General features: G+C 39.4%; 17 protein-coding genes and 1 pseudogene. 7 read left to right on the top strand and 11 right to left on the bottom strand.

Annotated elements, in window-relative coordinates; genetic code table 11:
* From xylA to I6F66_RS07960, 5 genes and pseudogenes are all read left to right on the top strand, one after another.
* A complete protein-coding gene (xylA, locus tag I6F66_RS07980; protein ID WP_007375167.1) occupies positions 1 to 1,320 on the top strand; it encodes a xylose isomerase in 1,320 nt (439 codons plus the stop codon).
* A gap of 39 nt (positions 1,321 to 1,359) precedes the next feature.
* The gene (gene tal / locus I6F66_RS07975; protein ID WP_197209057.1) at positions 1,360 to 2,298 is read left to right on the top strand and encodes a transaldolase; all 939 of its coding nucleotides are present in this window, start codon (positions 1,360 to 1,362) and stop codon (positions 2,296 to 2,298) included.
* A 58-nt stretch (positions 2,299 to 2,356) separates the two neighbouring features.
* Positions 2,357 to 4,375 carry a transketolase gene (gene tkt, locus I6F66_RS07970; RefSeq protein ID WP_197209056.1) on the top strand — a complete coding sequence of 673 codons (2,019 nt, stop codon included), beginning with the start codon at positions 2,357 to 2,359 and terminating at the stop codon, positions 4,373 to 4,375.
* An 80-nt stretch (positions 4,376 to 4,455) separates the two neighbouring features.
* Complete coding sequence (locus I6F66_RS07965) at positions 4,456 to 4,839, top strand: hypothetical protein (RefSeq protein WP_197209055.1); 384 nt, start codon at positions 4,456 to 4,458, stop codon at positions 4,837 to 4,839.
* 13 nt (positions 4,840 to 4,852) lie between these two features.
* Positions 4,853 to 5,826 (top strand): annotated as a pseudogene (locus I6F66_RS07960) (aldose epimerase family protein).
* 96 nt (positions 5,827 to 5,922) lie between these two features.
* On the opposite strand, the gene I6F66_RS07955 reads toward I6F66_RS07960, so the two are convergent.
* Positions 5,923 to 7,071, bottom strand: a complete 1,149-nt coding sequence (locus tag I6F66_RS07955) for an endo-1,4-beta-xylanase (protein WP_197209054.1) — start codon at positions 7,069 to 7,071, stop codon at positions 5,923 to 5,925.
* 169 nt (positions 7,072 to 7,240) lie between these two features.
* Between I6F66_RS07955 and I6F66_RS07950 the strand changes: the two genes are divergently transcribed.
* On the top strand, positions 7,241 to 7,711 hold the full coding sequence (locus I6F66_RS07950; protein WP_231611854.1) for a cupin domain-containing protein: 471 nt from the start codon (positions 7,241 to 7,243) through the stop codon (positions 7,709 to 7,711).
* 162 nt (positions 7,712 to 7,873) lie between these two features.
* On the opposite strand, the gene I6F66_RS07945 is transcribed toward I6F66_RS07950, so the two are convergent.
* From I6F66_RS07945 to I6F66_RS07935, 3 genes are all read right to left on the bottom strand, one after another.
* Positions 7,874 to 10,708 (bottom strand): ATP-binding protein, encoded by a 2,835-nt coding sequence (locus tag I6F66_RS07945; RefSeq protein WP_197209053.1) that lies wholly within the window; start codon positions 10,706 to 10,708, stop codon positions 7,874 to 7,876.
* Between the two features lie 574 nt (positions 10,709 to 11,282).
* Positions 11,283 to 13,508 (bottom strand): endo-1,4-beta-xylanase, encoded by a 2,226-nt coding sequence (locus tag I6F66_RS07940; protein WP_197209052.1) that lies wholly within the window; start codon positions 13,506 to 13,508, stop codon positions 11,283 to 11,285.
* Between the two features lie 596 nt (positions 13,509 to 14,104).
* Positions 14,105 to 15,238 carry an endo-1,4-beta-xylanase gene (locus I6F66_RS07935; protein WP_197159491.1) on the bottom strand — a complete coding sequence of 378 codons (1,134 nt, stop codon included), beginning with the start codon at positions 15,236 to 15,238 and terminating at the stop codon, positions 14,105 to 14,107.
* A 115-nt stretch (positions 15,239 to 15,353) separates the two neighbouring features.
* Between I6F66_RS07935 and I6F66_RS07930 the strand changes: the two genes are divergently transcribed.
* On the top strand, positions 15,354 to 16,328 hold the full coding sequence (locus I6F66_RS07930; RefSeq protein ID WP_197178077.1) for an SMP-30/gluconolactonase/LRE family protein: 975 nt from the start codon (positions 15,354 to 15,356) through the stop codon (positions 16,326 to 16,328).
* Between the two features lie 153 nt (positions 16,329 to 16,481).
* Here I6F66_RS07930 and I6F66_RS07925 read toward each other — a convergent pair whose 3' ends face one another.
* The 7 genes from I6F66_RS07925 to I6F66_RS07895 all read right to left on the bottom strand — a co-directional run bounded on the left by I6F66_RS07925 (position 16,482) and on the right by I6F66_RS07895 (position 26,005).
* Positions 16,482 to 17,762 carry a glycosyl hydrolase family 8 gene (locus I6F66_RS07925; protein WP_197209051.1) on the bottom strand — a complete coding sequence of 427 codons (1,281 nt, stop codon included), beginning with the start codon at positions 17,760 to 17,762 and terminating at the stop codon, positions 16,482 to 16,484.
* A gap of 213 nt (positions 17,763 to 17,975) precedes the next feature.
* The gene (locus I6F66_RS07920) at positions 17,976 to 18,803 is read right to left on the bottom strand and encodes a ThuA domain-containing protein (protein ID WP_024611074.1); all 828 of its coding nucleotides are present in this window, start codon (positions 18,801 to 18,803) and stop codon (positions 17,976 to 17,978) included.
* Positions 18,804 to 18,810: 7 nt separating this feature from the next.
* A complete protein-coding gene (locus I6F66_RS07915; RefSeq protein WP_024611073.1) occupies positions 18,811 to 19,521 on the bottom strand; it encodes a DUF6445 family protein in 711 nt (236 codons plus the stop codon).
* Positions 19,522 to 19,526: 5 nt separating this feature from the next.
* Positions 19,527 to 21,011: a tryptophan halogenase family protein gene (locus I6F66_RS07910; RefSeq protein WP_197209050.1), complete on the bottom strand. Its 1,485-nt coding sequence runs from the start codon at positions 21,009 to 21,011 to the stop codon at positions 19,527 to 19,529.
* 22 nt (positions 21,012 to 21,033) lie between these two features.
* On the bottom strand, positions 21,034 to 22,044 hold the full coding sequence (locus I6F66_RS07905; protein WP_197209049.1) for a cupin-like domain-containing protein: 1,011 nt from the start codon (positions 22,042 to 22,044) through the stop codon (positions 21,034 to 21,036).
* Between the two features lie 10 nt (positions 22,045 to 22,054).
* Positions 22,055 to 22,798 (bottom strand): SapC family protein, encoded by a 744-nt coding sequence (locus I6F66_RS07900; RefSeq protein ID WP_197209048.1) that lies wholly within the window; start codon positions 22,796 to 22,798, stop codon positions 22,055 to 22,057.
* Between the two features lie 177 nt (positions 22,799 to 22,975).
* Complete coding sequence (locus I6F66_RS07895; RefSeq protein ID WP_197209047.1) at positions 22,976 to 26,005, bottom strand: TonB-dependent receptor; 3,030 nt, start codon at positions 26,003 to 26,005, stop codon at positions 22,976 to 22,978.
* Positions 26,006 to 26,328 lie beyond the last annotated feature (323 nt).

Genomic DNA, 26,328 nt, shown 5'->3' with positions numbered 1-26,328 from the left:
ATGAGCGAGCAATTTTTTACAAACGTTGAAAAAATTAAATTTGAGGGTGAAAACTCTAAAAACCCATTTGCATTTCGTTACTACGACGAAAACCAAGTAGTGCTTGGCAAAACAATGAAAGAACATTTACGTTTTGCAGCCTGTTACTGGCATAACTTTTGTTCTACTGGGTTTGATATTTTTGGTGAAGGTACATTTGATCGTCCTTGGATCCAACCTGTAGGCAACCAATTAGAACTTGCTGAACAAAAAGTAAAAGTAGCCTTTGAATTTTATGAAAAATTAGGCGTTCCTTACTTTTGTTTTCATGATGTTGATATTGCCCCTGAAGGCAAAACACTACAAGAAAGCCACGATAACGTAACGCACATAGCTAACATTATCGAAAAAGAAATGCAGCGCACAGGTGTAAAACTACTGTGGGGTACTGCTAACTTATTCTCAAATCAGCGTTTTTGTGCCGGTGGTGCAACAAACCCTAATCCTAATACGTATGCATACGCAGCGGCACAGGTTAAACATGCAATGGAAATTACGCATCGTTTAGGCGGCGAAAACTACGTACTTTGGGGTGGCCGTGAAGGTTACGATACGCTACTAAATACAGACCTTGCACAAGAAAGCGAACAGTACGCACGCTTTTTGAAAATGGTTGTAGAGCACAAGAAAAAAATTGGTTTTAAAGGCACATTATTAATTGAGCCAAAACCACAAGAGCCAACTAAGCACCAATACGATTACGATACAGCAACGGTTGCAGGCTTTTTATATAAGCATGGCTTACAAGACGAAATTAAAGTAAACATTGAAGCAAACCACGCAACACTTGCGGGTCATAGTTTCCATCACGAAATTGCAGTTGCTTGCGCAGAAGGCATTATGGGTAGTATTGACGCTAACCGTGGCGACATGCAAAACGGTTGGGATACTGACCAATTTCCTAACGATGTGGCTGAATGTACGCTTGTTGTTTACGAAATTTTAAAAATGGGTGGTTTTACAACGGGTGGCTTTAACTTTGACACTAAACTTCGTCGTCAATCGTGTGAACGTGATGACTTATTCATTGGCCACATTGGTGGTATGGATACGATGGCGAAAGCATTACTCAATGCAGCAGCGATGATTGAAGGTGGCGAGCTAACTGACTTTGTTGAAAAACGTTACGCAGGTTGGAAAGAAGACCTAGGTCAAAGCATTCTAAATGGTGAGCAATCACTTGAGAGCCTTTCTGCCTTAGTACACGAGAACAACATCGATCCTAAGCAAGTTTCTGGTCGCCAAGAACTGCTTGAGAATATTGTTAACCGCTACGTATAAGGACATCGCCTCGGTTTTAAAGCCGAGGCGTACATCATTATGAACTTGTTAGAACAACTCAAAAAAGTAACCACGGTCGTTGCCGACAGTGGCGATGTAGAGTCAATCAAAGCTCTACAACCGGTTGATGCAACAACCAACCCTTCGTTAATTTTACAAGCTGCAAAATTACCTCAGTATAAACATTTAATTAGTGATGCTATAAGCAAAGCTGGCAACGACGTTGACGCTATTTGCGACCAACTAATTGTTAACTTTGGCTGTGAAATACTAAAAGTAATACCTGGGCGTATATCAAGCGAAGTAGATGCGCGTTTATCGTTTGATACCCAAGCAAGTATTGCCAAAGGGCGTAAGCTTATTTCACTTTACGAGCAAGCGGGTATTTCAAAAGACCGCGTACTTATTAAACTTGCTTCAACATGGGAAGGCATTAAAGCCGCCGAGCAGTTAGAAAAAGAAGGCATTAAGTGTAACTTAACGCTGCTTTTTTCGATGGCTCAAGCCATTGCGTGCGCACAAGCTAACGTAACGCTTATATCTCCGTTTGTTGGGCGTATTCTTGATTGGTACAAAGCCCGCGATAATAAAGAGTACACCCCAAGTGAAGATCCTGGTGTGCAATCGGTTACTGGTATTTATCAGTATTACAAAAAGTACGATTATAAAACCGTGGTAATGGGCGCAAGCTTTAGAAACATTGAAGAAATAATCGAACTTGCTGGCTGTGATTTACTTACTATTTCGCCATCACTGTTAAATAGTTTACAAAGCCAAGAAGGTGAACTGGTTACTAAACTTGACGCTGCAAACATAACAAAAGCGCCGCGAAGTGAAATAACCGAGCTTACCCATCAGCAGTTTTTATGGCAGCACAACGAAGATGCAATGGCCTGCGAAAAACTCGGTGAAGGCATTCGTAACTTTGCCAAAGACCAGCGTATTTTGGCTAAATTGGTTGAAGACCTACTACACTAATTTCCCTCAAGCCTGCCACATTACGTGCGGGCTTTTTTAATTTTATTTGAGGTAATACATGACTCAGCTTTCTTCTCGTGCGCCTTTTGCAAATGCTATTCGCGCACTCAGTATGGATGCGGTACAACAAGCAAACTCAGGGCATCCGGGCGCACCTATGGGTATGGCCGATATAGCCGAAGTACTGTGGAACGATTTTTTAAACCACAATCCAAACGATCCAAAGTGGCCAAACCGAGACCGCTTTGTACTCAGTAACGGTCACGGATCTATGCTTATTTATTCTTTATTGCATTTAAGCGGGTACGAACTACCACTTAGTGAGCTTAAACAATTTAGACAAATGCATTCAAAAACCCCAGGTCACCCTGAATATGGTTATACCCCAGGTGTTGAAACAACCACAGGTCCGCTTGGCGCCGGTTTATCAAATGCCGTAGGTATGGCTATTGCCGAAAAAGCCCTAGCAGCACAATTTAACAAAGAGAGTTTTGATATTGTTGATCATTACACTTACTGTTTTATGGGCGATGGCTGTTTAATGGAAGGTATATCGCACGAAGCATGTTCGCTTGCAGGCACATTAGGCCTGGGTAAACTTATTGCTTTTTGGGACGATAACGGCATATCTATCGACGGACACGTTGAGGGCTGGTTTACCGACGACACCGCTAAACGCTTTGATGCTTACGGCTGGCATGTAATAAAAGATATAGACGGCCACGACCCAGAGCAAATTGCCAACGCCATTGCACAAGCAAAACAAGTAAGCGATAAACCTACTCTACTGTGTTGTAAAACCGTGATTGGTTTTGGCTCGCCAAATAAATCAGGCTCGCACGACTGCCATGGCTCGCCATTAGGTAATGACGAAATAACTGCTGCACGTAAATTCTTAAACCTACCAAATGAAGCATTTAGTATCAGTGATGATATTTACGCCCATTGGGACGCTAAACAAAGCGGTGATAAAAAACAAAAACAATGGCAGCAACTGTTTAGCGACTACACCAAAAGCCACCCAGAGCTTGGCAAAGAATTTGAGCGTCGCGTAATTAAACGCAACCTGCCTGAAAACTTTGAAACAATTGCAAATGACTACATTGCACAGTGCAACAAAGACGCTGCTAATATTGCCAGCCGAAAAGCCTCGCAAAACACCATTGAAGCCTTTGCCCCGCATTTACCAGAGTTACTGGGTGGCTCTGCCGATTTAGCCGGCTCTAACTTAACGCTTTGGTCTGGATCTAAAGGCATAAGCGCTGATGACGCCAGCGGTAATTACCTGTTTTATGGTGTGCGCGAGTTTGGTATGAGCGGCATTATGAATGGCATATCACTGCACAGTGGTTTTATTAATTACGGTGCTACATTTTTAATGTTTATGGAATACGCCCGTAACGCAGTAAGAATGTCGGCACTTATGGGTATTCAAAATATATTTGTGTATACCCACGACTCTATTGGCCAAGGTGAAGACGGCCCGACTCATCAACCTATTGAGCAACTAGCCAACCTACGTATGACGCCAAACCTAGTCACATGGCGCCCGTGTGATGCAGTAGAAACCGCCGTTTCGTGGAAAAACGCGATACAAAATCAGCAGCAACCTACTGCGCTTATTTTTAGCCGCCAAGGGCTAAACCACCAGCCACGTAGCACACAGCAAATTAGCGATATAGAAAAAGGCGGCTACATTCTTAGCGAAAGCAATAAAACGCCTGAGCTTATTTTAATTGCAACTGGCTCTGAGGTTGATTTAGCAATGCAAGCCGCTAAAGAGCTAACAGAACAAGGCGTTGCCGTGCGTGTGGTTTCAATGCCAAGCACCACATTGTTTGATCTACAATCAGACGATTACAAGCAAAGTGTATTACCAAACTCGGTAGCAAACCGTATTGCAATTGAAACATCACATCAAGATTACTGGCTTAAATATGTAGGCTTACAAGGCAAAGTAATTGGTATGAGCACTTTTGGTGAGTCGGCGCCAGGTAACGTGTTATTAGCGCACTTTGGCTTTACCACCAAAAACGTAGTGAGCACCGCGCAAGCGTTAATTAAAGCCAACGCTTAATACTCTTAAAAATACAATTTTATCCAATTAATGCGCTAAGTATCCCAATGCTTAGCGCATTTTTAAATTTAAGGAATATGATGAAATACTTACTATTAATTATGCTTTTTAGTGCAAGCACTAGTTTTAACGCATGGGCAAATGACGCTCAAAATGATGAACTAATGCTGACGATTTTTTTAAAGCACGACCAATCAAAAAACCTCTCTGAAATAAAAGAAATACTCAACAACGCTAACTTTTACAAACACTTCCCGCCAGAAGGCGCAACAGTAGAATCTTGGAAAGTAATGATGGGCATAGGGCAAGTAGTTACTTTGCGCTTTCCAGCAGCGTTATTACCAAAAGTAAATTTATCGATTGAACGTTATGGTTGGAAAGCCTACAGCACTGAGTTTTATCCAACATACGATCTGTATCCAATCGTAAAAGAAGAAATTAAAAAAGCTAGAACGAACAATTAAAAGAGTAACCAACATGACAACTTCACTTGTTCAATACACGCTAAGTAATGAGGTAAACGACACTATTTCTATTATTAACTACGGTGCCCGGCTTACCAGCTGGGTTACCCATGTTGATAATAAAAAACGAAATATTGTACTTGGCTATTCTAATATTAATGACTATTTAAATGACACGTTTTACTTAGGCGCAGTAGCCGGCCCTTATGCAAATAGGCTAAGTAACGCCCAAATACACATTGATAATAAAGCTTATGCGCTTAATAAAAACGAAGGCAATAACCAACTTCATGGCGGGCATAAAGCATTAAGCGACTTGTTTTGGCAGCTCGATTATCATCACAAAAATGCATTAAGTTTAAGTATTACCCTACCCGATGGTTACAACGGCTACCCAGGTAAAACCACATTTAATGTGCTGTACAGCTTTACCACTAGCAGTAAAAACGAGAGTAATCTTGATATTAAATTTACAATTACCAGTAATAAAAAAACCATTGCAGGGCCTACATCACACCCGTATTTTAATTTAAATGGCATTACTAACAGCGCACAAGGGCATATATTAAAATTGGCCGCCGCGCATTATACGCCCATAAATTCGCACGCAATTCCCACAGGTTTAATAGCCCCTGTAGCCAATACGCCTTTTGACTACATAGATGCGCGCGTGCTCAATAAAACCGATAAACTCGATCATAACTTTGTAACCGAACAAACACTTAACCTGCAAACCAATAAGCAACACGCTGAGCTTACAAGTGCTGATGAAAAGGTAATGCTGAGTGTCTTTCTAACTACCCTGCTATTCAGGTATATACGGGGCAGCATTTAAAAAGTCCTTTTAATGCACATGACGGTATTTGCCTAGAGCCGCAATTTTGCCCCGACAGCCCTAATAACCCACTCTTCCCATTTAGCTATTTAACACCACAAGTGCCTTTGCAAACGCATATTAGTTACTGCTTAACTAACTTGAAATCTTAATAATAAACCTATCAAAAATAGCTATTTTAAGCGCTTAAAACCAAAAAAGGATCGCTATTAAGCGATCCTTTACGGGAGGTTAAATGTTTTTTACTATTATAAATCGCTTACAAAGCTTTTAAGTTTTAGCTCACGGTCAATTAATAATGGGTAATCGGTGCGCCCTTGCATTGGCCAATCGTTACGCCAAGTGCCTGCATCGCTTATACCCCAAAATGTTACGCGGCTTACTTTATCGTCATGCTTTTTAAGTATGTTAAACACGGCTTTATAGCGCTCGCCTAACTGGGTATTTACTTCGTTCGGTAAACCATTAGGGTATGGGTTAAAGCGCTCTTGTAGCGCAATATCTAACGAAATATCAGCGCCTTGCTCTTCACCTTCAGGGAACGGCAATACTGAAATATCAAGCTCGGTTATCATCACATCAATACCCGTTGCAGCATATGCCACAATAGAGTCTTCCATTAACGACAGCTCTGGGTTATCAAGCGAATAATGCGCTTGCATGCCAATGCCATCTATTTCAATGCCTTTGCTTTGTAAATTTTTAATAAGCGCAATTGCACCGGCTCTTTTTTCTGGCTTATACAAGTTGTAGTCGTTGTAATACAGCTTGGCATTAGGCGCTGCCTGCTTAGCGTATTTAAACGCGTATTCTATAAAGTCGTCACCAATAATAGTGCTCCATTTAGATTCACGCAGTGTGCCGTCTTCGTTTAATGCTTCGTTTACAACGTCCCATGCAAAAATACGGTTTTTATAACGCCCTGCAACAGCATTAATATGGTTTTGCATGCGCTTAAGTAATGCATCGCGGGTTAGCGGTTCGCCCTGCTCGTCTTCAAAAACCCAATCAGGGGTTTGCGAATGCCACACTAATGTATGCCCAACTAACTCTTGGTTGTTCTCTTGTGCGTACTGAACTAACGCATCAGCGGCTTCAAAATCATACGTTTGTGGCTCTGGGTGTATACGCTCCCACTTCATAGAATTTTCTGGCGTAAAGGTATTAAATTGCGCTTTAGCCACGTTTAAATCTTCAGGCAAAGCCCCTAATACTTGGTCGCGGCTAATCGCTGTACCAATTTTAAAATGGTCTTTAAATTGCGCTTTAAGCGTTAATTGTACCGGCGCTTTTTGTGCTTTTAAAGTCGGTTTACTTTGCTCTGCTGAGCCATTACAGCCAAGTGCAAGGCTCGACATTCCTAATAAAATAGCAATCGTTAGTTTATTTTTATGCATGATGTACCTGTTGTGTGTTTTTTAGTGTGCAAGGTAAACTTAACACCATATAGTCTTTTTGACAACAACGTTTTATTAAAATAGACTGAACAAAAATAACACAGCACACATTTCTTAATTGCATACCTAACTAGCAAGATAATTAGTAAATAAATTAGCAAGGACACACATGAAAAACACAACAAACACTTTATCACTAAAAGCCGCAGGCACCTTTGCATTAACGGTCGCATTAACTGCTGCATTAACTTCTGCAATAATTACTGCATTACCTGTCAGCGCAGCAGATAAACCCAAGCAACTTACCTCATCTATAGTGAGCCAAAAAGACGCGCACATTACTCACTACGAAGGCGGTGATTTTCATACCTACTTTTACGGCGATACATCACTTACCAAAGGCGCTATTACAGGTGTGGCGGTTATTAAACCTAATAACGAAATACACCCCGCCCACCAGCATCCCGATGAAGAATACTTAATGATTCTTGAGGGCTCAGGTACCTGGACACTTAATGGCAAAAGCCAACCAGCACTCACCGGGGATATTTTATTTGCAGCCCCTAATGACCTACACGGGATTTATAACAACGGCGATGTGCCACTTAAGTTTGTGGTAGTGAGGTATCAGGCTAAGTAGGTTTGATTTTTTAGTTTTTAAGTGAAATAGATTAAGTGAATTATGCACTAAGAGGTTAAGAGACGCTTCGCTTTTAGAGGAAATAAAACAGCCTGATATTAGATCAGGCTGTTTCTTCAAATTATTTATATAGTCTGTTAGCAGAAATTTGAAACGTGTGTATTAATCATTTTTCATGTACGGTAACTGACCATTTTCTTTTAGCCAAGCTCTTGAAAAAAATGAAGGTTCTTTATCGTCAACAATGTTGTCCCAGTCTAAATAACAACTTATGAAGCCGAACGATTTAGACTTATTTAGATCACTAGTAAGCTTTTCCAAATCTAGATCCATTTCAGGGGTACTACCAATAGACATTAAAACCCAATCATCATTACTCCACTCACATTCTAATCTATTCCAAAAAGTTCTTGGAACATAACCAGGTGCAACAAGATCTTTAACATCTGTTTTTTTAATTAATATCCTTCTTCCACATATTGGTAATGCAGAAATACCACTTTTAAGTAACCAGTGGTGTTCATGAAATTCAAAAAATGTTCTTATAAATGATGTTCGGCTAGATTTAGCATCAGTTATTTTTTCTACAAAAAGGTAGGAATCGCATTTTTTAACAAATTCAGGAGATGTGAATGAACCTCTATTTTCACTTAAATTAATTGCATCAACATAAATAGTATTAACTTCCATATTTTCAATTAATTCATAATCTAATGGTATCAGTTTATTATCCTTAAAAAGCATTTTTGACACATCAGATAACTGGTAATTATTAAAACTTTTAAGCCCCTCTACAGAAATATTAGTTAACTTATTAATTAAACTTTTCTCTAGTCTTATAGGACCAAGGTTTTTAATAAATGAAATTAAATTTTTTGCTAAGTAATGAGATAAATCTTTAGATAATTCATGCTGAAAGGGTAAATAACGGCCTACCAAATCAGAGCGTTCTAAATTAATAGGTAGACGACCATCTTGATCAAATACATTAATAGAAGGTGTACTAACATCAATGAGTCCAATTTTACTAGAAATATCAAAATGAGCTAAAGACAATTCATCGGTAACAACTATACCATTACATATCAAATGATTACCTGAACGTCCATTTTTCCTCTTTTTTATCTTCTCGTATGTCCATAAAATATCATCATAGCCATCCGCCGCTGTTCTATTCCATGAACTGTCACCTAAATTTGAATCTGAATTCGGCACAGTTCTAAGTTGTTCTAAATGCTTTTCTTCTGAATTTTTAACTATTTTCCTAATAACTTTTGGAGATGAAAGGCAGAACCAATCCCATAAGTCCTCATTATCCAATAAGATATCTCTTACATGATCATTTATACTAATTGTGATTCTGGTTCCTATATGAAAATCAATATTAGATACTATAATTTTTTCAGAACCTTTATTACATTTAAATTGGAGAGCTTTGTTTTCAGCTTGACTGATATGTCTAGTTTCAACTTCTAGTTCATCTCCGAGAAGGTATGCTGCCAATAATCCTATGCCAAACCTTCCTGTCCTATAAACATTAGAATGACCTTCAGTTTCATGATCTTTTTTCCATCGATCACTATTTCGGAATGAAGCCCCTATATTTAAAAAATAATTCTCAATTACATCTAGAGTCATTCCTATACCATAATCTTCAATTACAATTTTACTATTACCATCTTTAATATCGAGAGTGATCGAAACATCAAAATCTGACTCGTGGCTAAATGAACGACCATTTTTTATAAGAGTATCTTTAAGCTCTGAGCAGGCATCGATAGAGTTTTGAACTAGTTCCCTTATCCCTATCTCAGGTTTATCCCCATAGAGTGGAGCTATCAATAATTCCATCATTTCAGAGTCAGCGGTTCTAAAACTAAGAACTTTGGGAATATATTTAGGTTTTTTATTAGTTATAAATTCATCGAAAGAATCTAAAGAAGACCTGATTCTTCTAATTTTAATAGCGAAATTTTTAAGGTGTGGTGATTTTCCATAAACCTCTCCCAGTACAGACCATGAAAGGTCAAGCTCTGACTGAATGCCAGTAAAAAGCTTTTTTAATTCTTCATATGTAATTGCATCGCTTGGTTCTGCATCAACATAAATTGCTTCAGGGTCGTCATGCTCTTGATGTATACCAATAATTGAATCGTGTTTTTTCCATTCACCTATAGAAGTTGGACTTATTAGAGTTTTCAAATGTAATAACTGATTAGGAGCTCGTTCCCCATGTATTTGGATATAATCAGAAATTCTTAAAAGAAGCATAATGAATGGCACGTGTGTATCTAAATGTACTCTCCTCGTATTCTTTTCTATCATATCCACGGCTTGACGTAATCCTAAATGGTGACTTCTAGCAATAAAGCCACATAAATCTAAGAAGTTACTCTGCGGCTCCTCACCTAACTTGACAGTTTCACCGTCAACTCCTGGTACACCATAAAAAGCAATTTCATGCGCCATTCTTGCATGGTGCCTGCGAATAAACTCCCCAATAAGTAATTTATCTCTTGTTGTTAAATCAATTTTACTTGTTGGGATGTTTTTGACAGGGACAGTATCACCAAAAATTGAATGAAGTTTCTTCGAATCAAACCTTTTTGCCTCAGAAAAATAATCATTCCATACCTCGCTCCAACTTTTCTCTGAATTAGTATGGCGAGATTCAATTTTAGGGAATTTATCTTGTATTAAGCCATAGAATCCATCCTCTGTAATATGCATTGCACAATCATGTAACAAGACAGATATAATCATTGCAGCTGCATCGTTTGGAGTGAGGTATTTCCAACTTTCATCTGAGGTAATACTATCCGCAGTTAACAACACCTCATTTAAATGAGTAAACCCATGATCTGTGTATTCTGGAAAAAAGATTGGCTTATTATCACTAATCCAAGGTGTCAAATTGGAAATACTCGAATACACAAAAGCTTTTAATGCAGTGCTTTTTTCTAGAAGAGTTTTTGTTCTATTAGGTAAATGTAGCAATTCACTATCCTTATGATTTAAATTGTTATCTTTTCAAATAAAAGCTTTAAAGTTTGTCATTAATATGCGTGAGATATAATACCCAAAAGTCCATGGTCTTATATGTGAACCTATTTAAAATTAGGCATTAACAGTATCTGAGTTCCCATTTTGATTCAATCATTTATAAAGCCTACTTATTGTACGAAAATCGTAATTAAAACTTAATATGAGGGTTTTGAAAGACTTTAAACGATGGCTTGATATATTTATTTACGTACTGCTATCTATTTAAAACTTCCTAAAAAGCCGAGTATTTTTAAATACTCGGCTTTGACTACAAAATGCGGTTTACTGAACTACATCAGAAATTATTTTAATAATCGGTTTAGGGTTTTAATCGCAACCCCATCGTATTGGACACTTTGTTTGGTATTAGGTAATCGTTTATCAAGGCATGCTATTAAGCCACCTCAAAAGGTAATGCTGATTAACCTGCTGCATCATGCACAAACAAAAAAACACACGCAAAAAAATAGTCTGTATAAAAATACAGACTATTTAATTTGGGATTAATTACTTTTAGGTAGGTTTATTATTCGACCAAAGTCACCGATATATCATCCACATAAAAGTCTGCCATGAGTTCGTTTGACTCAACATAAAGTAAAGCGGCGCTTTCCTGCGTTGTAATTGAATGAGTATAAGTACCTGATAACTGTACCCAGTCACCTGCTGCAACGGTTGTAACAGGCGTCAACTCAAGGTATTCAGTGCTAGTGTGCTCTATTTGTAGTGTGAGTTTTATATCTGGTGAAACGGTACTGGTATCGTCAGATAACTTAACCCATGCAGATACGTTATACGTTTTACCTGCGCTAAATAAGCCTTTTACATCTTTTTGTAACCCATTCCATGTTTCTGTTCGCCCTTGTACTAAAGCGCTATTATTGCCACTGTGAGTTTGGGTTGACTCTAAGGTTATGCTTGCATTGCCACGGGCTTGCCATGAATCAAGTCCTGCTTCAAAGTCGCCATTGGTTAGCAGCTCCGAGGAAGGTGCTGGCTCAGCTACTTCAATTAGCTCTTTTAATGCATTAGCAAATCCTTGTAAGGCAGGCTTTGCAGTAAAGTCATTAAAAAATAACAGTGGCCATTCTGTTGTCGGCTCTGGCCAGTTTTGTAACCAGCTATCCTCGTCAATTACGCCCCAAATTGTAATACCACCGCGTTGATCTTCAGGTACAGTTTCTAGGTATGTTTTAACAATATCGTAGTAGTACTGCTTTTGTTCATCTGCTCTTTCACTGGTTAGGTAAGTTAGAGGAATGCCGCCTTCGTTGTTCATACGAACATCTAGCTCGGTAATTTTCACTTTAATTTTAGGGCGAATATCGACCACTTTTTGAAGATGTGCCTGAATGGTTGAAATATCAGGGCTGTTGAGTGAAATATGAGATTGAAAACCTATGCCATCAATAGGCACGCCATTGTTTTGAAAATCGTTAACCATAGATATAACGGCATCTAATTTATCGGCATTCCAAATCAGGTTGTAATCGTTGTAGTATAAGTCTGCATCGGGGTCGGCAGCTCTTGCTGCTTTATAGGCTAATGGTAAAAATTCGGCTCCTATATTTTCAAACCATACAGATTCGTCGGCGCTGTCGTCAGTGGTTTTTTCACCACGGTATTTACCATTTTCCATAAACGCTTCGTTAACTACATCCCAGCTAACGACGGTATCGTTATCGCCTTCTTCTTCAAAATGAGTGGCAACTTGAGTGATGTGATTTTCCATCATGGTTATCCACGCGGCTTTATCACCTTGAAAGCTCTGCATCCAAGGCGCAATTTGCGAGTGCCACACAAAAACATGGCCATGTACCGTGAGTGAGTTGTCTTTGGCGTAGTTAACTAGCTCATCAGAATCATCGTAAAAAAATTCGCCTTGGGTTGGTTGTAAATAGGTAGGCTTCATAATATTTTCAGCAGAGAGCTGATTAAAGTGTTGTTCAATAATCGTTTTAATCTCTGGTCTGTCTATTACGCTGTTACCAAAACCACCCGCTGGCACAGCCACGCCAATATTAAAATTAGGTGCCAATGCTTTTAAACTTTGTGCTGTTACTTCGCTGTATTGAACATCAGGTATTTCTTGTGCTGGTACATCGTCTAAAATAAAGCCTGAAAATTCGTCTAGGTATATAGACTTGTTAATATTCTCTTCTTTTGAAAAGTGAATTGCCAGCCTTACTAAAGAGTCAGCTTCGGCTGTTGCGGCTGTTAATGTAATTTTTTGCCACTCGCCTGTGAGTGTTTCTTTTACCAGGCTAAGTTGACCGTAATCTGGTGCGGGTGTTTGAATCCAAAAATCGGCACTGGTTCCCTCTTCACCTTTGGCCCAAACACTAAACTCATAATTTTTACCTCCAGTGACAGGAATGTCCTCATAAGCTATTTCAATACCCCAAGGGTTATCACCTAATTCACTAACGATAACCTCTACCGCTTTTGTCCCTTTATAGGTATTAATGCCTTCTTGTGATTCAATTACTTCTATAGTTGAAGAAGCGCTTAATTCTTGAACAGGTCTAAATACCCAATTTCCGACGGGCGTTGTTTGACCTGCAGTGTCTTCCTCTAATCCACCATTAACTATTTCAGCCGCAATTGGGGCTTCAGGCTCTGGAGTATCAGGTGCTACCACTTCCGGTATTTGTACTTCAGGTATCTGCGTATCACTTTTATTACCCCCGCACGCCACTAATAGCGACACTAAGGTCACTAATCCGGTGTTACGAAAAATCGATCTTTTCATTTTTTATTCCTTAGACTAAAGCAATAAATGAGTCGTTTTTTAACTAGATGCAATAAACGTCATTTAAGTGAATAAATATGCTCAAAGTGTTTTTTACAACACTTTCAAACTATCTATTATTCAATATGACTACAACTTACTAGTAAAAATAGACTGTCATCTATATTTATTATTGTAATATCTCTTTAATTATTAATATTCACCTTGTAAAAAACCACAAAGAGAAGCTAATAATCAATTAGTTATAGTTAAGGTTTAAATTAAATTTTTACTGTTCTATATCGTGTGTGTGAATATATCATCATTAAATTAACCTAAAACCAACACTGTTATAGTCTAATTAACAATAAGTATCAAGATTAAAATTTGTTCTACTTTTATATTTGCCTAGGTGGTTAAATCGTAAGGTGAATACTTTTATAAAAGGCATAGTGGTATCTGAACGTATAACACTTGCGTAAAATCAGGATATTTAAAATCACTAACTAGCTAAGTTAGTGAAGCGGTTGCTCATTATTTTTCTTTGTAACAACTTCAAACACAAAAAAGCCGAGTATTTAAAAACACTCGGCTTTACATTTTACACATTAAATTGCTTACTGAACTACATCAGCAATTGTTTTAATAATCGGTTTAGGATTTAAATTACGATCCCATAACAACGGGTAGTTTGTTCTGTTTGGGATTGGGTAGTCGTTTTTCCACGACATACCATCGTGTAATCCCCAAAAGGTTACGCGGTCTATCTTGTCGCGTTTTGCGTAAAACAGTTCAAACAAGGCTTTATAACGGGCGTTTAATTGCGCCTCTACGTCGCTAGGTAAGCCATTTTTGTATGGGTCGAGGTAGGTTTCAAACTCTTCTAACTGAAACTGTGGTTTCATCATATCGGTGCCGGTAATCTGCCCTTCTTTTGTTAAAGGCAGCACGTCTATATCAAGCTCGGTGATCATCACTTTTATACCCAGCGCGGCGTATGCATCAATGGCTTGTTCAATATATTGCATTTTAGGAAAGTTAAGCCCCCAGTGCGCTTGTATGCCAATGCCATCGATTCGAATACCTTCTTTTTGCAACATTTTGATCATACGTATAATGCCGTCTCTTTTTTCTGGTCGCCATGCATTAAAGTCGTTGTAGTAAAGCTCGGTATTAGGTGAATACTGCTGGGCGTATTTAAACGCGGCTTTTACCATTGTATCGCCATCACCTACGCGGTTAACCCACACAGTTGGGCGATAAGAGCCGTCATCAGCAATTACTTCGTTAACTACGTCCCATGCATCTACTTTGTTTTTATAGCGCCCTGCTACCAGCTCTATGTGTTTGCGCATTTGCTCTAACTGCTCTGCTGGGGTATTTGGCTCATTTTTGCTATTTGTAAAAAACCAGTCAGGCGTTTGGTTATGCCACACTAAGGTGTGGGCTACGGTAAACATGTTATTTTGCTTGGCAAAATCTATAAATGCATCTGCACCACTAAAATCGACCTTACCTTGCTGTGGGTAAATTACTTCTGCTTTCATGGCGTTTTCTAGGGTGACTGTATTAAATTGCTTAGCAATAATTGACTGCGCGGCTGCGTTTTTGCCTGTCACTATATCTTGATTTACAGCAACCCCCATTTTAAATGAGTCTGCAAAGGTGTTTTTAAGACCTTGGTCTTGTGCAGCGTTTACGCTTAATGATCCTGCAAGTAAAAGCAGGCTGAGTGTGTGTTTTTTATGCATGTGTGTGCTCCGTTGAATCGTTATTATTTTCGATAAATATCATACAACGAAAAAAATAAATGATATAGTCAAAATGACCATTAATTATAAATTAAACAAACCTGAGTAAACGTCTATGCTAAAAACACACAAAAAAACGCTAAGCCTAGTTGTATTAATGCTCTTTTTTAATAAAGCAGCGCTGGCACAACAACCTGAAAATACACCTTTGTTAAACGCTGTAAACAGCCAAAGCAATGAGCAGTCGCCATTAATAAAGGGCGTAACACCCACACTCGTTAGTGACAATTTATTATTTTTAGAAGGCCCAACGTGGTCAAGCCAAGACAATGCGTTTTATTTTTCAGAAATGAACTTTGCTAGCTCGCAAGCACTTGGCCCTGATTCGACCATTTATAAATTAGTGCTGCCCAATACCCTCACCACTTATTTAAAACACAGTGGTACAAACGGCTTGTATGCCAAAGGGCAGAACCTCTATACGCTTAACCATAGTACGCAGTCGCTTTCTAAAATTAATATAAAAAGTAAAACTAATACCGTAATAGTTAGCGAGTTTGATGGGCTAAGCTTTAGCTCGCCAAACGATATGACTATGCATAAAAATGGCGATATATTTTTTACCGATCCTAACTGGCAAATAGGCGAACGCACTCAACAAATGCCTTATACTGGTGTGTATAAGTTAAGCAATACAGGCGTACTTAGTTTAATTGACGCTACTCTTGAAAAGCCCAACGGTGTTGCGCTCTCGCCCGATCAACGTACCCTTTATGTTGGCGACTTTAGCAACCGCGTAAGCAAATACACTATCGATGAAAACGGTGATATTTCACCGCGCGAAGACTTTATTAAAGTAACCTCGCCCGATGGTATAAAAGTAGACTCTGCTGGCAATATTTACGTTAGCAGCCACAAAGAAGGCGTTATTAATATTTACACGCCAAGCGGCTTACTTATCGATAAAATTGAACTGGGCCCTAATGTAACCAACCTTGCGTTTGGTGGTAAAAATCGCAAAACATTATTAATAACCACCGCTAAGGGCTTGTTTACGCTTGATGTAAAAGTAGCGGGTTTGGCTAATTAGCTAAATTAGTTAAGTAACTTATTAAAGGGAAAGTTAAGCTCACTCGTTAAGCACAAAAACCGGTGTAACTTGGTTACACCGGTTTTTTATTATTTAAGTTTTTGCTGCCTAAGCTTTTGCTACTTAGATTTTTGCTACTTAGGCACCGTTATTTTAATTAAACGTGTTGTTATAAAACTTAAAATTGCCCGATACATGCAGCATAGCTAACATATATAACGAACCATTATAGTAACGGTAGTCACCCGTTGGTTGCGATAAAGACCAAAATTCGTTAAAAAACTCATTTGCTTGCCCAGCGTTTGTTGAAGCAAGTAACGCTACTGCATTCGCGGCTTTTTGACCTTCGCCTGCACAGCCTTTGTTTTGCGCTCCACCGTACGAATACACTTGCTCGTAACAGTTATTACTGTTGTTAGTTTTTGCATAACTTAAAAAGCCCAGTGCTTTATTTACTGCGCTTTTATGCCACGCTTGAGCACCCATTAAATGCGCGTCTAAGCCAACATTCATAATTACGCGCCATGCATCAAACTCATACCATTGACCTGGGTTTGCTTGGCCGTTAAAAATGTAGCCAATAACAGGGCTGCCATCTAAGCGCGATAAAAATGTAGGTAAGTTCCAATGCGGATTATCATTCACTTTTGTAAAATGGTTTTTAAGTAAGGTTCTACTTTTTGTAGCCACTTGTCGCCAGTAATTTTTGTCGGCTTGGTTAGTTACGTTATTTGCAAAGTAGTCATAAAACGCAGGTATGTGATAAGAAGGGTCTGTTAGGTTATCAATGTAAGGTGAAAAGCGGATTATTTGGTTTTCCATCAGCTTATTTTTAATTGTGTTTAACATGGTAATGGCATCGTTGTAGTAGTTAAACTCACCCGAATTCCCCCAACGAGCAGAGGCATTAAGTAGTGCAAACGCAAAGTACTCTTCACCATCGGGAGCGGGGCCCTCATCCACTTTATAAACAAAGCCGTTTTGATTAAGCTTTAGTTTCCACGCGTAAACGCCTTGTTTTTTTACATCAGGGTGATTGTCTGGATTTTTTTGATACGCTTTAGCAAAGCGCCATAGGTTATCAAATTCTTCTTGCTTGTAGAGCATAACAGCGGCGGTCATTCCCCACGATTGCCCTTCTGTTCTTATATCGTCGCCTTCGTCTGGGTTAATTGCTTTTATGTAGTGTGCTTTATAAACACCGTTTTCGGTGTACGGGTAGTAAAGTTGTTGAGTGTTGTTATAGCCAAACATATTGTCAAAAGTACTATTCACCTTTTGCTGTATATTTGTTTTACCCATTTCTTGTGCGAGGTTACGGTATGTCCCTGAACTGTCGGCGCCTACACTCGATGGGTTATTATTAAATGCAGCAAGTGATTGATAGCTTATTAGTGTTAACAATAAAGTTGTTATTTTAAAAAATACTTTCATGTTTATCCTCTTTATTTGAATTATATCAGCGTGCAAATTTAATATAGTCCTCTTGACCATTTGATCAAGCAATTCTCAAAATTATTTGTTTATTTTATAAACTAAGTGAAATGAGTGAGGTGTTTAAACAGTGCCTAAAATGCAAAAGGCCGCTTAAAAAAGCGGCCTTGAACGATGTAAATAAAACTAAAAAGTACATTTATGAGTTATTCATTAATTACTGCTTTTTAACCCTTTACCTGTTGCAGCCCAATAAATACCGCCATAAATATGTTCGGTTAAAAACTCACTGCTATACACCGCATTAGTATGCCCAAGAGCGGTATAAAATGAGCGGCCGCCATCGTAATTGTGATACCACGAAATAGGATGAAACGATCCCATGCCTGAGCCTGTTTTGTTATTACCCCAATCGGCAGTTGGGTTGTAAGTTTGCTCATCAACCGTGAGTAAGTAGTTTAACTTAGTGAGCTCTGGCCCAAACTCGTACCACTCGTCAGTCCAAAGCATTTCCTGCGGCATATGGCTTAAGCCAATAAAGTTAGTATTAGGCACTTTGCTTAATACACCGGTTTGAATAACAGGATGAATGTTAAAGGTGCGCCCCACCAGCTTTTGATACCACAGCCAATCGTATTCGGTGTCTGATGCGCTATGAATACCCACAAAGCCTTTACCTGCTTTTACAAATCGTTCAAGCGCGGCTTGCTCTTTTGGGTTTAAAATATCGCCTGTGGTTGATAAAAACACTACTACATCAACATTTTTTAAGTAATCGTCGTTAAAATAATGGCTTTCTTCGTGCCAAATTAAATTAAAAAAGTGCTTATCGGCTAAGCCTTCTAGCGCTTTAACGCCTTCGGTTTGCGACTTATGGTGCCACCCTGCGGTTTTTGTAAATAGCAGCACATTAAATTGCTTTTTAGGGAGGGTATCAAACCCTGTAGCATGACTTTTTTGCACTGTTGCCATACTCAGCGCCAATACAACAAAGCTTAATAGCCAACCCTTATATGCGAATCTAGGTAAAGAAAAAAACATAGTATTCCTATTTAAAATGAACAAACATATTGGCCGTTAACCGCCCTGTTTGTGGACACGGTGAAATATCGGTGGCTGTATTAAGTAAACTGGTGTGCAGCAAATACCCAGGAAACACAATAAGCCTATTTGGCTTGTAGGGTATGTGCTTGTAGCATTCAAACTCACTGTGCTGTGGGGTGCAGTAACTAGGTTTTGTGTTACTGCACTCAAGAATGTGTTGAGCATGCGTTAAATACGTGTTTTTGCGCTTTGTGCTTATTGTTTCAAACCCTGTTTTTTTATGCCTAAAAAACCCCGTTCCGCCATGCGGCCCCTCTCCAAGGTAATGAATAATGGCAATTAGGTTAGGATCGTTGGTATCAAAGTGTGGCAAGGTTTGTATTGGTGATAGCTGCTGCTCCGTTTTAGTAATTAACGATAAGGCATTATCTTTTGGGTATGGGGTAAGTGTTTGCCCAATATTAAATACGTTATAAAACCCCTGTATAAGAGGCTTTAAGTAATCAACCACACATTGCTTTGGCAGCGGCATACGTAAACCTGGGTATTGAGTGAGTTCGTCGGGTTTAAACTCTCCATTACTTTGAGCAGCACTTTGCGCTAATTTTATAAGTTTTTGCGGCTCACTAAGGTAGTCGTCAATTATAATAATTGGCGTTTGCTCTTGCCCTATAAACTCATACTCTGGCTGTAAGTTATTGCCAAGTGTTAGCATAATACTTACTTAGCCTTGCAATAATGATTAATAAAATCAATGTGACTCGGTAAGCTATTTGCTTTTTTAGCCACATGATTTTTTATTGATTCTAAAAATCGTTTAAGCTCATCATCGCTCATGCTATCTACAATGGGGTGATAATTTTGCGGCACTAGCCCTTGCCCTAACATCACTTGTAACCACGATGCTTCGCCAAATAGCTCTTGCTCTGCTTTATAAACATGCCCGCTTTGTTTAAATAGCTCAAGGCGTTTAGCGAGCGACTCTGGTATTGGCATATTTTTACAGTAACGCCAAAAGTCGCTGTCGGTGCGCTGCGTTACGTGGTAATGCAGTACAATAAAGTCGCGGATATTTTCCGCCTCAAAGCGCATTTTGTTATTAAAGTCATCTTGATAACACGACTCAATTGCCTTGGTTGGCATGTTTTGCATTAATCTAATAATGCTTTGCTGAATTAAATGAATACTGGTTGATTCAAGCGGCTCAATAAAACCACTTGCCAAGCCAATAGCAACACAGTTTTTGTTCCAATGTTTACGCCGTGTACCGGTGCGGTATTTAATAACGCGCGGCTCATTAATAGGTTTGCCTTCTACGTTATTAAGGAGCGCTGTTTTTGCCTCATCATCGCTCATGTATTTACTACAAAACACTAAGCCATTACCACGGCGGCTTTGCAGCGGTATTTGCCACTGCCAACCACATTTATGTGCCATTGCACGCGTATATGGCACTATTGGGCTTACTAATTCGGTTTGTACTGCTACTGCGCTGTCGCACGGGAGCCAATGGCTCCAATCTTCGTATCCGGTGTGTAGCGCTTGCTCTATTAATAAACCTTTAAAGCCGGTGCAATCTATAAATAAATCGCCCTCAATAATTTGCCCGTCACCTAAAGTAAGCGATTTTATAAAGCCATTATTGGGCTCTAAGTTAACTTTGCTTATCATGCCTTCTATACGTTTAGCGCCGTTTTGCTGTGCAAAATTTCGTAAAAACTTAGCGTACAAACCGGCATCTAACTGATAAGCATGGTTACGGTCTTGATTCGGCACTACGGCAAATTTACCCAAGCGACTTGCTACGTGCTCTGTGCAATAATCACCAATATCGGCTGCTACACCTTGTTGCATACCTTTTAGCCAAAAGTGCTGAAAACCTGCAGCCCAACAACCTTGCCCCACATAACCAAATGAGTGAAAGTAGCTTTGCTGGTTTTGTTTCCAGCCCTCAAACGATATGCCTAACTTAAACGTGGCATTAGTGGCTGCCATAAATTCTGATTCGCTAATTTTTAGTAAATCGTGAAATATATGCAGCGTAGGAATAGTTGACTCCCCGACCCCTACGGTAGGTATTAAATCGGATTCAACCAAGCATATTTCAATATTTTTACCTAGCAGCTTTGCCATTGCAGCGCTGCACATCCAACCAGCGGTGCCGCCACCTGCTATTACTATTTTTTTAATTGCATTTTGATTCATAATTCAAACCTTACAAGTACGCTTAGCGTCTTAATTTATTTTGTAATTCGGCTCTTAATTTACGCGCTGTTAGCTCATCCATTGGCTTTGTTAAAATAGCCTGTGCGGGCTCTGGTATGTGGGTAAATTCGTTATCAGCAAATACATAGTAATTAAACAAGCGTTGCCATGCTGCTCGCTCATGTTTTGGTAAATTACGTATGTTTAAAATAGCAAGGTGCAACGCATTAGTAGGCTGCCCATACACCGCAGGCGTATTTTTAAACCAATAATTAAACAGTATATTTAAACTGCCAAGCCCCTCTACTTGGTGCCACCACATGCTGGGTAATATAAGGGCATCGCCGGCTTCAAGATCAACGGTAATTGCCGCTTTTATTGCTTGCTCAAACTTAGGGTATTGCGTGAAGTTGGGCGCAGTTGTGGTGGTTAAGCTTATTGGCTGACCACCGGGTGCTTTATCAAGCGGGCCTATGTATAAATTATCTATTTGATCGGGGGCAAATAAAGTAAAACGCCTTTTACCTGCAACACAACATGCTAAATTTTGCGCTACGTCGTAATGTGCTGGTACGGTAACCTTTCCGCCTGCCCATACATTAAATAAACAGCCTTCGCTTAATGCGTTAACATGGCAGTGTTTAACCAAAGCAGGTAAGCACTGTGCAATGCTGGTAGAGCCAATGTATAAAGTGTCGGCTTGTGGGCTATTTGCACTTTGCGTTATTTGCTCAAGCGCATTAATAAATGCAGCTTGCTGATTAGTAAAATTAAAACCGCTCATATCGGGGTTATACCCTACAACCCCGCTTTGACTGGCGGGTATTGTGCAAGTATTAACTAAAAAACCTTCGTAAAACGGCGTTAAATAATCAATCGCTGCACTGTCTGACTTTTTAGCAGCAATAACTAAGGGCCAATCGCTTACAAACCCTTTTAGTACAATAGGCACAGGCGAGTTTAAAAGCTCCTTGGGTAACGTACTGGGAGTTAAGCCACTCAGCGTTTGAATATTATTTGCTAAACTTTCCATAGCTAAGTACTTACACAGCGTGCTTTTGTAGCATAAGTTGCTCGTTTTTAAGCGCCACTAAATCACGCACATGTACTTGCGATGCAATGATCATGTATATACACGCTAAATATCCTTGCGAATGCAGCTGTGTAATTGCATCGCTACTTAGCTGGTTAAGCGACTCTTCGTTTATGGTGTAAAAACCAAGTAAGTTATGTTTAAGCCCGTTTACTAAATCAAGCTCTAGCGATACCGATTCAAGCAAACCATATTTAATTAAGGTTTTAATAAAGGGCTGGTTTTGTTGTAGGCCGTGATGAAGGCTGTCGAGCACGTTTATTATATTTTCGAGGTAATCACTATTCCCGCCGTGTTCTAAAAAGAGGCTAATACCCTGCTTTGTTGACACTTTTGGCGAGTCTAAATCAATACTAAGCATGCGCTCTTGCGTTGCTACACCGTTTTGCATTGTATTTTGAGTCGCAATAGCAAAAGGCAGTCGCTGCATGCTGAGCGGAATGTAGTGTGCTTGCCATTGTTGGTTTACTAAAAATAAGTTTTCGTCTTTGTTTATGCCGTATAAACACACCGGCGAAAATGTATTTGTTGTATCGTCTTTGGTAAAAAATATTGGGTAATGTGCTTGAGCGACTCTAAATTCACTCACAAATGTTTCGCTGTACCAAACCCCGTCACCTAGGTGTGTGCTGCGTGCAGGGTTTATTTTTAAATGCTGATGTTCAACATTATTTAATAATGCATGATTGGCCATGGATTGTGTGCTCCAATTGTTGTTGTGTGCCTTTACCTATTGCTACACATTAAATGTAACTAATAAGTTAAATTCACATTGACTATAACAGCTGGATATTATTATTACTAGGTTAATTTAGGCAAATAAAAAAGCCGCAAAATGCGGCTTTTATAAGGTTGCTACAAGGGTAATTTATTAAAAATTATAACGAACACCTAAACCGTAACGAGAGCCTGTTTGAGTGATGTTATAAATCAACTGTTGCTTACGCCCGTACGATGTTACGTACTCGTCGGTAATGTTTATACCTTCAATAAATACAGTAAGTCCCTCTACTGCTGGTACTTCGTAACTTACGTTAAAGTCTATTTGGTAATACTCATCGGTGTAAATTGGTGCGGTTAAATCGCCATTTACACGACGTTCATTTAAAAACGAGTCGCGCCAGTTATACGCAATACGTGCTTGTAAGCCTTCTTTATCGTAAAAGAACACCACGTTTGCAGTATCACTTAACCCTACGAGTGCTTCTGTATCCTCTAGCGAATCGTTGTCGTATTCAAGACCCGAGTCAACCATGGTGTAGTTAAAAATACCGCCAAAGCCTGACTCACCAAATAAGTGCTGAATATTAAATTCAAATCCATCAATGGTGTATTCTTGGTCGCCATTTACAGGCACGTTTATTCTAAAGTTAATTGGATCATCTGAGTCTGGGTCACCAACAATTGTGCCGCCGTCTAACTCACCATCTTCATCAAATTTAGGTTGCACATTTGGATCATCCGCAAAGTTTTCAAATATGTAATTTCTGATGTCTTCGTTAGATGCATTACCACCTAGAGCACTTGATGCAGCTCTAAATTTTTCACCATTTAATGGATCCGCTAAGTTAAATATATTTGAGTCGATAGTGCCTGTAGTTATCCAGTTTGTTACGTCTTTTTTAAAGTAACCAAACGAAATATAGCTTCCTTCGCCGTAATACCATTCACTTGATAAGTCGTAGTTAATTGATTCAAGCGGTTTAAGTCCTGGATTACCAGACCCACCCGAATAACCACTTAAACTACCGCCGGTATTAATAGTTGTGCCGCCTTGCAGCTGACCATAACCCGCTCTTGAAATAGTTTTGCTTGCTGCTGCGCGAATCATTACATCTTCAACAACTTCAATATTAAAATTAATATTTGGCAGGAACTGGCTGTAATCTGCCGATTGGCTTAGCGTTTCAATACCGGTAACACCCGTTACTGATGTGGCTGTATCTTCGTTCCATTCTACGCGGCTGTAGCCGGGTGCGGTTGCTTTAGAATATACGTCTGTTTTTTCGTAGCGTAAGCCAACTTGTAGATCGAAGAACATGCCGCTCAATTCGCCTTTGTAATTTACTTGTGCAAAAGCAGACTGCGTTTTTTCTTCAGTAAAGCGGTTTGTTGCTGCATCCCAATCGGTTGAGGCACAAAATTGTCCTTCCCCGTTTGGTCCTGCCGCTGCGCCGTCGGCTGCTTTACAATCACCGTAAAGGTTATCTACGTTAGCAACAGGGTCAGCAAACTCGGCAGCATTTACAATCGTATCAAAGTCGGCAAAAAAGATTGTATTAAATAAATCGTATTCGCCTTGTGTTGCAGTGCCTTCAAAGTTACCCGCTTTAGCTTGAAACTTATCTAAAATAGTATCTTGGCGCCAATCAATATCAGCAAAGTCGCCCTCAACACCAACACCACCCCAATCTGGGCGTTGTACTTGGGTATGACGATAATGGTTATTTACTTTGTTAACCGCAACACCAAAGTCGATGCTTAGGTTGTCGTCAATGTAGTAGTCACCTGAGATTTGTGTTTGATCGATTTCTGAATCGTATTTATCATTTGCAAACCAGCTACCCGATAAGCGCATAGTGCTTGGGTTAAAGTTTTCGATGTTACCAATTGCAATACCGGGTAAATCGCCAGTTAAATCAAGCCCAGAGCGCGTACGTGTGTACGAAGGTAACTGAATATTATTACGTGTACCGTGGCGTGGATCAGTTGCTTTCATTGATGCTTTTGAACTGTGATGATCAAATTCTAGGTTAAGCTGATCCGATACCGCCCATTCTAGGTTAAAGCCTAATGAATCTGTTTTTTCTTCGCGACCCCAAGAACCTACCGTAAGCGACGTATCGCGGTAGTCGGCATCACTTTGTATGTCATAAATTTCTGAGTAAATAAGTGGGTACGCGTTAGGCTCGCCCGCCCAAACAGATTCACTTCTGTCGCCAGCGTAGTTAAACCATACTGAAGCATCAGTGTGCTGCTCTTCAACGGTTGTTTTAAAGCCCGTGTAATCAAGGGTTGCTGTAATATTTTCAACAGGTTGATATTGAAATACCAACTGACCATTTACACGTTCACGTTGACGCTCTTCAAACACATAACGTGGTTGTTGCGGGTTTGAGTAAATGCCTGATGTAGGTCTGTTTGTTCCGCCTTCTGCGCCTGCAGGTACGCCGCCCCATCCTGTATTTGTGTAATCAGATGCTCTGTAGCCTTGATCTTGAATAAACTGTTGCATACCGCTTTCACGGTCTTGGTAGCTACCTGAAATCGAAATACCAAACTTGTCATCCCCAAATGTTTGCGAATATAAACCGCTTACCTCTGGTGTAATGCTACCCTCGTCGGTAGATTGATCGTCTACAGCTTTAACGCCAAACGATGCTTTTATACCTGGGCTATTTAAGGGTCTGTTGGTTGTTAAGTTTATAGTTGCACCAATGCCACCTGAAGTAACACTTGCGTCTGATGTTTTATAAACTTGCACGCCCGATACGCTTTCAGATGCGACATTTGCAAAATCAAATGTACGGTCACCTGTTGTATTTGGAAGTTGGCGGCCATTAATTGTAATTAAGTTATTAGCAGGTCCAAATCCACGTACTGTTACGCGGCTACCTTCACCGCCCGCTCTATCTATTGATACGCCGGTAATACGTTGTAGTGATTCAGCAAGATTGGTATCAGGAAATTTCCCCATATCCTCAGCCGAAATTGCATCGACAATACCAGAAGAATCGCGTTTAACATCCATAGAGCGCTGCAATGAACCTCTAATGCCTGTTATTTGTATTATTTCTACATCTTCATCGGCAACGGTTTCTGCAGCGTAGCTTTGGTGAGGAAGCGTAACGGTACCCATTGCAGCGAGTATGGCTGTTGAAATTATCTTTTTCTTAAACATCATGATGCCTTTTTCTTATTAAATTATTATTGACGTACTGCAAGACTTTAAGAATTACTCGAAACATAATTGTAAACTATTTGTTTCATTTTACGGTCAATAAATAATTATTGTGTGTGTATGTTTTAAACGTTTTACAAAGACCACAACCAGTTTTAAACATGTGCTACTTAACTAAAAAACATTAAATATCATCAAGTTTATGCTAATTCTTTGTGCTAATTTTTTACTTTAAAATATTTTCATTTTGTCATATGTCCTCAGCTTCCTCTTAAATCGACCATTAACAAAATAAATTAATGGTCATATTGACTATATCTTTT

It is taken from the genome of Pseudoalteromonas sp. NZS100_1 (genome assembly GCF_015864285.1).
Taxonomy (GTDB): Bacteria; Pseudomonadota; Gammaproteobacteria; order Enterobacterales; family Alteromonadaceae; genus Pseudoalteromonas; species Pseudoalteromonas arctica.
The sequence above is the reverse complement of the archived record's forward strand: the minus strand, read 5'-3'. Positions and strand labels throughout refer to the sequence as shown.